This is a genomic window from Actinosynnema sp. NPDC091369 (assembly GCF_044757065.1).
Classification (GTDB): domain Bacteria; phylum Actinomycetota; class Actinomycetes; order Mycobacteriales; family Pseudonocardiaceae; genus Actinosynnema.
The window spans coordinates 168,432-180,134 of record NZ_JBIVUG010000007.1; the positions used below are offsets into that span (position 1 = coordinate 168,432).

Annotated in this window: 9 protein-coding genes; 3 read left to right on the plus strand and 6 right to left on the minus strand. The window is 72.3% G+C overall.

The genetic code is table 11. From position 1 onward, the window contains the following. Positions 1-40: 40 nt before the first annotated feature. Positions 41-3,241 carry a S8 family serine peptidase gene (locus ACIQMJ_RS26850; protein WP_499763755.1) on the minus strand — a complete coding sequence of 1,067 codons (3,201 nt, stop codon included), beginning with the start codon at positions 3,239-3,241 and terminating at the stop codon, positions 41-43. Between the two features lie 239 nt (positions 3,242-3,480). On the opposite strand from ACIQMJ_RS26850, the gene ACIQMJ_RS26855 reads away from it, so the two are divergent. Both ACIQMJ_RS26855 and ACIQMJ_RS26860 read left to right on the plus strand, forming a co-directional pair. Further along, positions 3,481-3,969 (plus strand): DUF5980 family protein, encoded by a 489-nt coding sequence (locus ACIQMJ_RS26855; RefSeq protein ID WP_499763756.1) that lies wholly within the window; start codon positions 3,481-3,483, stop codon positions 3,967-3,969. Between the two features lie 146 nt (positions 3,970-4,115). After that, the gene (locus ACIQMJ_RS26860; protein ID WP_499763757.1) at positions 4,116-4,403 is read left to right on the plus strand and encodes a hypothetical protein; all 288 of its coding nucleotides are present in this window, start codon (positions 4,116-4,118) and stop codon (positions 4,401-4,403) included. Between the two features lie 52 nt (positions 4,404-4,455). Here ACIQMJ_RS26860 and ACIQMJ_RS26865 read toward each other — a convergent pair whose 3' ends face one another. Next, a complete protein-coding gene (locus tag ACIQMJ_RS26865; protein WP_499763758.1) occupies positions 4,456-5,793 on the minus strand; it encodes a hypothetical protein in 1,338 nt (445 codons plus the stop codon). Positions 5,794-6,121: 328 nt separating this feature from the next. Here ACIQMJ_RS26865 and ACIQMJ_RS26870 point away from each other — a divergent pair, with 328 nt between their 5' ends. Further along, entirely contained in the window at positions 6,122-8,437 is a 2,316-nt protein-coding gene (locus ACIQMJ_RS26870; protein ID WP_499763759.1) for an NACHT domain-containing protein, read from the plus strand. Here the strand turns inward: ACIQMJ_RS26870 and ACIQMJ_RS26875 are convergent. The 4 genes from ACIQMJ_RS26875 to ACIQMJ_RS26890 are packed head-to-tail and all read right to left on the minus strand — an operon-like array spanning position 8,397 to position 11,698. Beyond that, positions 8,397-9,089 (minus strand): hypothetical protein, encoded by a 693-nt coding sequence (locus tag ACIQMJ_RS26875; protein ID WP_499763760.1) that lies wholly within the window; start codon positions 9,087-9,089, stop codon positions 8,397-8,399. The two genes, ACIQMJ_RS26870 and ACIQMJ_RS26875, sit on opposite strands and share 41 nt — an antisense overlap. A gap of 50 nt (positions 9,090-9,139) precedes the next feature. Further along, positions 9,140-10,264 (minus strand): WXG100 family type VII secretion target, encoded by a 1,125-nt coding sequence (locus ACIQMJ_RS26880; RefSeq protein ID WP_499763761.1) that lies wholly within the window; start codon positions 10,262-10,264, stop codon positions 9,140-9,142. A 52-nt stretch (positions 10,265-10,316) separates the two neighbouring features. Beyond that, a complete protein-coding gene (locus ACIQMJ_RS26885) occupies positions 10,317-11,312 on the minus strand; it encodes a hypothetical protein (protein WP_499763762.1) in 996 nt (331 codons plus the stop codon). 41 nt (positions 11,313-11,353) lie between these two features. After that, complete coding sequence (locus ACIQMJ_RS26890) at positions 11,354-11,698, minus strand: hypothetical protein (protein WP_499763763.1); 345 nt, start codon at positions 11,696-11,698, stop codon at positions 11,354-11,356. Positions 11,699-11,703: the final 5 nt, after the last annotated feature.

An 11,703-nucleotide genomic window follows, 5' to 3' on the forward strand; every position in this document is an offset into this window, starting at 1 on the left:
GCGGACCCTTCGCCGAAGGGCCCGCCGCCGTGCCACCTGCCTAACGGAGCTTGTACGCGCGGATCAGGGTGTGCTCGAAGGTGTTGCCCTTGCTGTCCGAGCCCTTCACCCGCAGTGAGACGTACGCGCCCGCCGCCGCGGCGTTGTGGACCATCGCGGTGTGGCCGAGGACCGGGGCCTTGGTCCAGGTGCCGCCGTCGTCGAACGACGCCTCCACGCGCAGGTCCCGCACGTGCCCGCGGTCGTCACCGGCCTGCCGGCCGATCACCAGCGGCACGGCGAGGAGCCGACCCGCCCGGGCCGCGCCGCTCTCGTCCAGCCTCGGGGTGAAGCGGACGACGGTCAGCGGCAGGGCCTGCCGGTCCGCGCCCGGCGCGGTGTCGGAGCGGAACGTCCAGGCCGTGTGCACGCGGGTGCTGAACTCGGAGACGTCGGCCGACCGCGAGCTGTCCGCCTCCAGCCGGTAGGTCGCCGCTCCCGGCGGCACGGGGAACACGCCGATGCCGGGCAGCGGCGTCTCGCCCACCAGTTCCCCGTCGCGGTGCAGGGCGGTCCGGGACGTGCCGGTCATCGAGTCGCCGCGGTTGCCCGCGCCGTCGCCGAACAGCCACAGGTCGGCCACCACGACGTCGCCCACGCGGAACAGGTAGGGCGCCGCCGAGTGCGGCGGCGTCGGACCGATGACCGGGAAGCCGAACGCCTCCGCGTACCCCCGGCCCGTCCGGTAGGCGCGGTCCGGGCTGATGAACACCGCCTCCACCTCTTCCGGCGTGCCCTGGAGCACCTGCCAGCGCCAGGTCACGTTCGCCGCCAGGACGTGGTCGATCGCGCCCGACGGGTGCGCCGCGGTCACGCCGCCGACCCCGTAGATGCCGTCGGCGGTCGTCGCGGCGCCGGAGTGCTCGCCGATCCGACCGGGCCGGCGCGGGCCGAACGCGGTGCGGACCTCGGTCAGCTCGTCCTTGCGGGGGCTTGGCGTGAACCCGGTCGGCGCCTTGCCGCGCTCCTCCCAGGCGAGCCGGTAGGTCACCGGTCTCCCGTCGACCGGCGCGCCGGCGAACTCCGCGCCGATCAGCACGCCGTACTGCGCCGCCGGCAGCTCGGGGCCGCTGGTGCCCAGCGCCATGCCCGCCGGGAACCCCTGCGGGTACACGAGTCCCATCACGGCCATCGTGTCCTCGTGGTGCCGGCCGAACGCGACGTAGCTCAACCCCGGAGTGGCGGCCCCGTCCGGCGGTGTGATCTTCACCGGTGCCGCGGTGCGCGCGTCGAAGACCACCTCGGTGTCGCCCGTGACCGTGAGGTCCGGCCGGAGCAGCAGCGTGGCGTCGGCCTCGCCGTAGCCGTGCTCGGACATGGCGGTGTAGACGCCCTTGGGCACGCGGGCGGTGACGTCGCCGTCCCGGTCGGTGATGACCGTGAACCGGTCGTTGGTGAGGCCGATGAGCAGGGTGGAGTAGGAGTGCTCGGGTTGGCCCGCCCGGTCGAGCTGGGTGAACCGGACGTTGTAGCTCTCCACCTCGCGGCCGATGGACACGGGCGTGCGCAGCAGCGCTTCCCCGCCACTCCTGGCGAGGACCACGCCGGAGTACGCGCCGTCCACCGCGCCGGACCGGCCGTCGCCGACCACCGTCACGGCCGCTTCGCCGCCCGCCGGCACGGTGACCGAGGACGGGGTGACGGAGAACAGGCCGGCCGGGGCGGGCGTGCCGTCCGGACCGCGCGCCTCGGTGGTCAGGTCGAGCGTCACCGGCGCGGGGCCCGCGTTGCGGTAGGTCAGCGCCTTGCTCAGCGGCACGTCGTCGCCGTGCGGCCACTCCTGCACGCCCAGGCTGACGTTCACGGGCGACGTGGTGAGCGTGGTGGTCATGACCTTGGCCGAGTCGACGCGGCCGGAGCCCTGGTCGAACGCGGTCAGGTCGGGGTTGTACCGGGCCGCCGCCGTCAACGCGGCCTTGAGGCGCTCACCCGACCAGTCGGGGTGCTGCTGCGAGAGCAGCGCGGCGGCACCCACGACGTGCGGTGTCGCCATCGACGTGCCGGACATGGCGTGGTGGTCCGCCGGACCGGCGCCGGGCACACCCCGCGACTTGGCGGCCACGATGCCCACGCCCGGCGCGGTGATGTCGGGCTTGACCCCGGCGTCGCCGACGCGCGGGCCGCGGCTGGAGAAGTCCGCGATGCGGTCGTCCCGGTCGACCGCGCCGACGGTCAACGCGGCCTCCGCGCTGCCCGGCGACCCCACGGTCTCGGCCGCGCCGCTGTTGCCGGCGGCGACGACGAACAGCGTGCCGTGCGTGGCGGAGAGGGTGTTGACCGCTTCCTCCAGCAGGTCGACCTCCGGCCCGTCGGTGCCGCCGAGGCTGACGTTCACCACGTCCGCGCCCTGCTCGGCGGTCCAGCGCAGGCCGTCGAGGATCGCCGACTCCGGGCAGCCCTCCCGCCCGCACACCTTGGCGTCGAGCAGCTGCGCGTCCGGCGCGACACCCCGGTACGGCGTGCCGTTGCCCGCGATGGTCGACGCGACGTGCGTGCCGTGGCCGATGGTGTCGGTGGCGTCGGGGTCGGTGGTGAAGTTGCGCTCGGCGACCTCCCGGCCCGCCAGGTCGGGGTGCCCGCCGTCGACGCCGGTGTCCACGACGCCGACCTTCACGCCCGCGCCGGTGTACCCGGCCGCCCACGCGGTGGGCGCGCCGATCTGCGGGACGCTGCGGTCCAGCACGGGCCGGCGCACGCCGTCCAGCCAGACCTTCGCCACGCCGGGTGCGGTCAGCAACGCCTGCCAGTCGGCCCCGGACGCCTTGGCCGCCGTCGTGGCCGCCGCGCGCACGGTCGGCAGCTCCCGGTCGACCCGCAGCGCGCCCAGCGCCGCCACCGGGTCGCCGGAGCGCGTGACGATCAGCGGAACCCGGTCGCGGCGCGCGTCGTCGTAGCCCGCCTCGACCAGGCCCGTGACGTCGAACAGCCGCGGGTCGAACCGACCCTCGGCCAGCGGTCGCACCGCGTCACGCGGGACGACGTGCACGTGACCCCGTCGTTGGAAGGTCACGTAACCGATGTCCTCCCGGCCCGCGCCCGCGGTGACCGACGTGACCCGGTCGCCGTCGAGGACGACCCGGTCCCCGCTGACCAGCGTGACGACCCGTGACGCGCCGCTCCCCGGTGCGCCACCGACCGGTGCCGCCGCCGCGGGTGTCGCCGGGACTGCCGCGGTGGCGGCGACGACCCCCAGTGCCAGCACCGCGGCCGGCCACCCCTTGCGCCTTCTCGATCTCGAACCCGACACGATTCCTCCCGTTCGTTCGGTGATCGGGCCGGACGTTATGGGCCGCGGCTTTGTTCAGGTTCGTGCCCGCCGAGCTGAACAACGTTCTCCGAACAAAAGCGCAGGCCACGCCGGGTGGAATATCAGTGGACGCTGAGATGCGGTCGCTAGCTTCGACCGGACCACTTCCACGCTGGTTCCAGGAGGGGTTTTCCGTGAAAGCGATTCTTCGGGCCGCCGGATCGGCGCTCATTCTCGCCGCGGCGCTGCTGCTGCCCCTGGTCGGCTCGTCCGCCGTCGCGTCGGCGGAGGTCGAGCCGCAGGCCCACACGTGGCACTTGGAGGACTTCGGCGACGCCCAGCGGATGTGCGTCCAGCACACCTCGGGCGGGACCCACAGGTCCTACTTCATCTTCGCGGTGACCGGGACCTGGTCCACGAGCCTCGGCTTCGGGGTGCACGGCCTGCCCCCGGGGTGGACCGCCACGGAGGGCCACCTCGCGCCGGGGTCCAACCACCCCGATCCCGACGACGGCGCGGTCACGATCAACGGGTGGATCTCGCTGGGCGGTCCGTCATCGGTGCCGACCGACGTGTACGACGGCAAGATCTGGGTGTCGGACGGAACGGTGACCGAAACCGCCGCGGTGGAAGTCGTCGTCACGACCGCGTCCTGGCTGGAGTGCATGCAGGCACGGGACTGACCGCGTGCTCGTCCTGCCGGTGACGGGAAACGTCACCGGCAGGACGTGCGCGGACAGGAACCGGCGCGTCCCTGGTCGAACCTCCGGCCTTCAGCCGAGGGCGCACGACGCGTCACCCGATGGGATGCAGCGTTCGTCGGCCGGGCATGTCCGACCACCGCAGGGGTAGACCGCAGTCCGTCACGGCGTCGGGTGGTGCGTGCGGATCTACGGCTTGGACTGCTCGATCCGGACGCCAGGCGGAATACCGGGTCGGCGACAACTTCGTCAACGCGCTTCCCTACGGGTCGATCATCAGCGACAGGGTCGAGAACCGGCAAGCCTGGTTCGTCGACGTCAACGGGGTGAAGCTGAGCCGCAGGAACACGATCTTCCGCTATTGGGAGTCCTACTTCCAGTGCAACACCGCCATCAGCCAGAACGGCAACCCGTAGGCTTCCCGTCCCGCGGACGCCACACCCGCGGGACGGGAAGCCCCGGTCGTGGTCAGGGGCGGTCGTCGAAGAGCTGGGTCCAGCGGCCGTCGAAGCCGCCGTTGGCGGCCAGGTGCCACTGGGCGGGGAGCCAGGTGCCCGCCTCACGCCGGTCCGCGGTGTCGACGACGCCGGTGTGGACGAAGAAGTCGTGCTGGCGCCAGTACGCGTTGTGCGAGGAGAGGTCGCCGCTGACCACGCCCCTGCTGCGGCCGTAGCTGTCGAGGCCGAGCCCTTCGTACCCGCCGAAGTCGTCGGAGCTCGCGCTGTCGTCGGCGTTCGCCTCACCCGAGTACGCGCCGTACAGCCAGCTCTTGGACGGGATGCCCTCGCGGCCGTCGGTGAGGTCGCCCGCGCCGATGTCCAGCGAGGCCGTGTAGAAGCGCTGGAGGCCGGCGGGTACCTCCGCCTGTCCCGCTTCCGACGTCACCGGGGACTCCAGCAGCACATCGCTGGTCTTGGTGTCGCGCCAGTGCAGCTGCCAGTTCTGCCAGTGCGTCGGCAGGACGTCGGCCAGGTCCTGGAGCTCGTAGGTGACGCGCTTGACCGACCGCCACGCCGTGGAGTCGCCGTTGTCGAGCCGGCTGGCCAGGGCCGGGGCCGAGGCGGAGGTGACGGCCTGCGCGCCCCACGTGGAGACGGCGGTCGACGAGGCTTCCGGGACGAACACGTAGTGGACGTTCTTCTTGCTGTCGTTGTTGATGTCCACCTCGGCCTTGCCGGTGCCGTTCAGGGCCGACGCGACGGTGCTCCACGGCGTGGTGGCGAACCGGAGCTCGTGGCCGCGCGTGGTGGTGGGCAGGGCTCCGCTGCCGTCCGCCTGCCACAGCATCAAGTGCTTGCCCGTGGCCGTCGTCATGAACTGCACGGCGCTGTCGGCGGAGCGGCGCATGATGTGCTCGTGGTGGGTGGTCACCGTGGCGTAGGCGACGCTCTCCCCGGTACCGGGGTTCCCGGTGACGCCGCGCAGCACGATCTCGACGCGTTCCCAGTCGTGGATCTGGTCCATGTCCTTGTCCGCCGCGTTGTAGACGTGGTACAGCAGGACGAGGTTCTTCGTCCCGTTCTCCGCGTACTCGAGCAGCGCGCTGTAGAGCGTCGGGCGGATGCGCCAGTGCGCGTTCGCGCCCTGCACGTACTGGTTGACGGTGCGCCAGTTCACCCGGTTGTCGGAGAACCGCCCGTTGCGGTCGAAGTCGTAGTTCGACAACCAGTCGGTGCCCTCCTGGCTGTTGTTCTCGTCGCCGCGCTTGAAGATCAGCGGCGCGTAGTGGTACAGGTACGCCTGCCGCTGCGCCGTGGTCAAGGTCCACCCGGCGGCCCCGGCACTGCCGGCTCCGGACCAGGACACGACCGCGGTTGTCATCACGAGCACGGCGAGTAACGCGCGAACGGTTCTCAGCACCGCACAAGCCCTTCGTCGACGGGTGCGACCCGGTCCGACGGGCCCGGTCGCGGCACAGTGGGCCAGAGTGCCACCCGTCCCGCAGGACGCCACCCGCGATTCACCGGCCCGGACCAGTGCTGTCAGCACTGGGGAGCAACCGGGTCTACGGGTGTCCGCAACCGCGGGCACCGGCAGGATGCGGCGGCCGTGCACCCGTTGTTCACGTCGAAGAGGTGTTTTTGCGGATACAACCGGTCCCTCCTTCGCTACGTTGGGTCGTCGAAGGTGATCGATGGTCGGGGGTGTCGAGGTGGCAGACCGGTTCGGCTCGTTGCTGCGCCAGTTCCGCCGGGAAGCCGGGTTGACGCAGGACGAACTGGCCGTGCGGTCGGGGGTCGCGGTGCGCACGGTCCGGCGGTTCGAGACGGAGGCGCGGGCGAACCCGCAGCTGAGCACGGTGCGCCAGTTGGCGGACGCGCTGGCGCTGTCCCCCGCGGAGCACGCGACCCTGCTGGCCACCGTGGGCCGGGCCGCGCCGCCCGACGAACCCTCCACACCGGACTCCCCCGCGGTGCTCGCCGCGGCGGCGGTGCGGCCCGGGCGGTACGTGACGGCGAACGAGCGCGAGCTGATCGAAGCGGCCGACGAACTGGCCGACGTGGTGCGGGCGCGCTGGCAGCAGGAGGAGAACCGGCGGCGGATCCACGACCCCGGCCCGATGCCGCTGCGCTGGCGCTCGGCCGGCGCGGAGCTGACCGACCCGGACGCGCCGTCCGACCTCGCCGGCGCGCTGGACGGGATCGTGGCCTGCTACCGGCGCGTCCCGTCCGGGCGGCTCGTCGTGCTCGGCCGGGCGGGCGCGGGCAAGAGCATGCTCGCCGTGCGGCTCGTGCTGGACCTGCTCAACCCGTCGACCGCGGCCGGCGCGGTCCCGGTCGTGCTCGGCATCGGCTCGTGGCACCCGCTCCGGACGTCCCTGCACGAGTGGCTGGTCGCCGAGCTGACCCGGCACTACCCCGGCCTGGCGCGGCCGAGCCGCAGCGGTTCGACGCTCGCCGCCCGGCTGATCGAGAGCGGCCGGATCCTGCCGGTGCTCGACGGCTTCGACGAGATCGCCGACGGGCTGCACCGGTCGGCCCTCGTCGCGCTCAACCAGACCGTGCTGCCGCTGGTGCTGACCAGCAGGCCGGACGAGTACCGGGACGCCGTCACGGCCTCCCGGGTGCTGCGCGGCGCGGCGGCCGTCGAGCTGGCCGACCTCACCGTCGCGGACCTCGCCGACTACCTGCCGCGCACCGCGCGCCGGACCGCGGGCGACGTCGCGACGGTCTGGGACCCGGTGCTGCGGGAGCTGGCCGAACGGCCGGACCACCCGGCGGCCGGTGCGCTCGGCACCCCGCTCGTGGTCGGTCTCGCCCGCGCCAACTACAGCGACACGACCGGGCACGACCCGGCCGAGCTGCTGGACGCCGGGCGGTTCCCCACCGCGGAGAGCGTCGCCGACCACCTGCTGGCCGGTTTCGTGCCGACCGCGTACCGGCGCCAGCCGCTGGACCGGGCCGTGGGGCTGGACCAGCGCTGGTCGGTCGAGGAGGCCACGCGGTGGCTGCGCTTCCTGGCCGCGCACCTGAGCCGGCGGCGCACCACCGACCTCGCCTGGTGGGAGTTCGGCACCGCGTTGGGCCGCCGGTCGCGGACCCTCGTGCTCGGGTTGTTCGCGGGCGTCACGGCCGGGGTGGTCGACTGGCTGGTGGAAGGGGTCGCGGGCGCGTTCGGGGTGCGGATCGGCGCCAGTCCCTGGTTCCTCTCCGGCCTGCTGATCGGCTTCCTGGGCGCGGTGCTCATGGTGATCAGCTACGCGGTGACGGTCGGCCGCGGGGTGCCCGCGCCGTTGTACCTCCGGATCAGCGTGCGGGGTGGTCGCCGGCGGCTCGACGCGGCGACCAGGAGCCGGCTGCGGTTGGGCACCCTGTGCGGCTTCGTGTTCGGGGTGTGCCTCGGCACGGCGCACCGGCTGCTCGACGTGGTGACCACCCGCTCCGCGGCGGCGCTCGGCACCTGGGTCTTCGACGCGGCGGCGTTCGGGATCGTCTACGCCGTCGGGGTCGGGCTGGTGTTCCGGGTCCTCGGCATGATCGAGACACCGGTGGACCTCACCTCGGCCAGCCGGCCCCCCGACCTGATCCGGGCCAACCGCGCGCTGCTGGCCTGGCCGGTGCTGGTGCTCGCGCCGTTGTTCGCCTGCTTCATCGTGGCCGCAGCCGAGGTGGTGGACGCGCTGGACGTCGGCCGCCCGTTCGGGGTCGACCTCGACTGGGCGCCGTCACTGGTGCTGGCGGCCGGCCTGGTCAGCGCGATCGCCGGCGCCGCCGGCTACGTGCTCGGCATGACCCCGTGGGGCCACTGGCTGGTGTTCGCCCGGATCTGGCTGCCGCTCACCGGTCGACTGCCCTGGGCGGTCGTGGCGTTCCTGGAGGACGCGTGCCGGCGCGGCGTGCTGCGCCAGTCCGGCCCCTACTACCAGTTCCGCCACGCCCGCCTCCAGGCCCACCTCGCCGACCCGGGCCTCACCGACCGGGACCCGTCGGCAGGCCGGGAGGGGCGCTGACCGGGAGCGCACCTTCGTGGTGCTTGACCTCCGACGAGCCGTACATGGTGAACTCCCTGGCCAAGCCCGCCGTGTGCAGGCCGCCCATCTCACGATCGGTGAAGGTCATCTCGGCGATCGTGGTCGCCTTGTCCCCGTCCCAGTTGTAGCGGTCGTACAGGTGGCTGCGGTAGTCGAGGGTGATGCGGGGTACGGCGCCCTCCGGGTTCGGGACGTGCACCGCGACCACCCCGCTCACCGACACGTGCACCGCGCCTATCGCCAGGAACCAGTCCATGGTGGTGCACTCGTACCCGTACCACTCCGACTGGAACGGAACGGGTTGCCCGTAGCCGTTGTTCGCGGCCACGTCCCCCGCGATCCGCTGCGCGACAGCGGTGACGATGAGGTCGACGTGCGCCTTCAGCCCCGGCTCCGCGTCGGCGATCCGGTCCGGTTCGAGTGTCAGGTCGTCGCCCGTGTTGCCCAGGTAGTGGGACAGGTGGCGACTGGCGTTGGGCAGGCCCGCCGCGGCCGCCGCGACTTTCATCTTCACCGCGGTGTCCAGGAACGCCAGGTCGTCGAGTCGGCTGTAGAGCGGTTGTGAACCGTGCGTCCCCTGCCCGGGGTCCACGGGTGGCGGTGGTGGCATTCCGGGGATTCGCGGCGCCATGACAGACCTCCTCCATCGCACGGGTGCGGCTTGTTCCGTTCTCGTCCCCCTCACCCGGCGAAGTCGATCCCCTCCTCCCACCAGGTGTTGTCGCCGAACCCGTACCTGCGCACACCCGGGTCGGCCACGACCTTGTCCGCGATCCGGAAGTCGTCCTCGGTGAACGACGGAGGCGTGCCCGCGGGCAGTCGGTCCAGGACTTCGGCGATCCGCTGGACGACCGCTGCCATCTCGCTGTGCCGCGACCGCGCCGACTCCTCCAGGGCGTCGGCCGCCGAGACGATCTCCGACCTCATCGCCTGGTCGATCGGCTTGTGGATGTGCGGCACCCACGCACCGAGCGGGAAGGTGGCGCCGAAGTAGGTCATCGGCCGCAGGACCGCGCTGGTCAGGCCCACCGCCTGGTTGTGGGCCAACCGTTCGAGGCAGGCACCGCCGCTCTCCACGACCTTCGCCGCGCGGTCGAGCAGGTCGCCTCGCTCGGCGAGGGACCGACCGAGGTCGTCCGCGCTGCCCCCGAACGCCCGCGATGCGTCCCCCGACCAACCGCCGCGCAACCACGTGCTGCCGTTGACGATGTTCTCCGAGGTGATGTGGTCGTTGATCCCGAGCAGGCCGATCCGCTTGCCGACGGCGCGCAGCGCCTCCCAGTCGGCCACCACCTCGGAGAGGTGGTCCGCGACCGGTCTGACACCGATCGCCTCGTCGAACCGCTCGTCGTAGACCGCGATCTGCTCGATGGCGGCCTCGACCACCCGGCGCACCGCGTACGGGTGCTCCGGCACCTCCGGCAGGCTGGGCAGTTGCCACCCACCGAACCGGCTGACCCCGTGCTCGGCGGAGCCGGGTGGTCGCGATCCGCCGAGGAGGTCGGACCCCGCCGTCGAGATCGCCCGGGCCGACGTGTCGTCGGTCGACCGGTACGTGGCCGCCGCCGAGGCGATGTCCGCGGCGAGGCGGCCGACCGCGGTGAGGTCGGCTCGCCCCGCCGCGGACATCGAGGCCCGGAACCGGTCGAACGACGGTGCGAGGGTGGCCATGAGCCCTGCCGATCCCGGGGCGAGGCACACGCCCGCCAGCAGGCGCGACGCGTTCGCCGAGGAGTTCGTCCCGAGGTCCTGGAGGTCCGACGGGAAGCCCGCGAGGCTGTCCGGGTCGACCGTGATGTCGTTCAAGGTTCCTCCTCACCCGGTGGGGGTTCGGCCGGCCCCTCCGGGCCGGAGCGGGTCACCGGTCCGGCGTGAACTCGGAGTCGAGCGTCGGCAGGTTGTTCCCCTGCTCGTCCAGCGCGTCGACCGCGGGCGGGGCCGGGAACACGAACAGGGAGTGGGTGGCCGGGTCCTTCAACCCCGCCCCGAGGTGGTTGATCGCGGCGACGATGTCCTGCTCCTGGTCGTGGTAGGACTTGGCCGCCTCGCTGAGGAGGCTCTTCATGTCGGAGTCGGCCTTGTTCGGGCTGTCGTGGCTGATGACCCGCGAGACCTGCGGGCTCACCCGGATGTTGTTGAACCCCGCCACCACCGACGCGGCGTCCTTCGCCGAGACCGCGGCCAGCCCGCCCGCGGCCACGCCGCCCCAGACGGTCCACGCGGTCGCCGCGGCGATGCCGACGAGCAGGACCACCTGGGCGGCGTCACCGAAGCCGACCTTCGCCACCTTGTTGAACGCCTCGATCGACTTCTGGCCGACGTTCCAGACGTCCTCGTTGAGCTTCTTGCGCAGGTGCATGTGCATCGACAGGGACGCCGCCAGCAGGTTGACCGCCACGACCTGGTTGTCGACCTTCTCCTCGAACTTCGTGAGGACCTTCTCCTGGAAGGCGTCCTTGGCGTGGCCGTGCCAGCCCCGGATCTTGTGGTCGATGTTCTGCGAGATCTGCATCGGCGTGTCCTTGCCGGCCAGTTCCCCGATCCCGCCGCTGATGTCCGGCACCGGGACCTCGCTCCCTCCCGGGTTGAGGGCCGGGAAGTCGTGCTTGAGCGCGAACGACGTGCGGCCGAGCGTGTTCAGGGCTCGACGCATCTCCTTCGGGTCCGGGGTGGCGAAGCTCTCGAACAGGTCCGGGTAGTCCAGGTAGAAGTCCGTGTCGGGAAACAGGTCGAGAGGATTGCCGCCGCCCAGGCCGAGCAGTTTCATCTCCTGCTCGCGCAGCACGGCGGCCCGCGCCGCGTCGGCAACGTCCTTGCCGAGTCTGCGCAGCTCGTCTTGGGTGTGGAAGGTCATGGTCGGCTCCTCGTGGTCTTGCGGTGTCCGGCTCAGCCCGGTCAGGCCGGGGTGTGGTTCAGCGATTCGGTCTGGCGGGCCATCGCGTCCGCGATCCGGGCGTCGGTGGCGGCGTAGGTGTCGACCACGTGCTCCATGGCCTTCCCGATCACGACCGCGTTGCCCGCGCAGGCGTCCAGGACCTTGACGACCTCCTCGCGCAGGCTCGCCCAGCTCGTCGCGAAGGCCCCGCCGTCACCGCTGACCGGCGGGTCGGCGGCCATGTTGCCGTCGGCCAGGTTCGTGTTGCGCGCGTCGTTGGCCAACACCGCATAGGTGTAGGACAGGTCGCGGAGGTCCTTCCGGGCGACGTTGTTGAGCGATTCGAGGTTGGTCTGGAACGACATGCGCT

Coding starts and splice junctions, on each gene's coding strand:
- ACIQMJ_RS26860 (WP_499763757.1), top strand. CDS start 4,116: ATGTCCGACCACCGCAGGGGTAGACCGCAGTCCGTCACGGCGTCGGGT.
- ACIQMJ_RS26870 (WP_499763759.1), top strand. CDS start 6,122: ATGGTCGGGGGTGTCGAGGTGGCAGACCGGTTCGGCTCGTTGCTGCGC.
- ACIQMJ_RS26875 (WP_499763760.1), bottom strand. CDS start 9,089: ATGGCGCCGCGAATCCCCGGAATGCCACCACCGCCACCCGTGGACCCC.
- ACIQMJ_RS26885 (WP_499763762.1), bottom strand. CDS start 11,312: ATGACCTTCCACACCCAAGACGAGCTGCGCAGACTCGGCAAGGACGTT.
- ACIQMJ_RS26890 (WP_499763763.1), bottom strand. CDS start 11,698: ATGTCGTTCCAGACCAACCTCGAATCGCTCAACAACGTCGCCCGGAAG.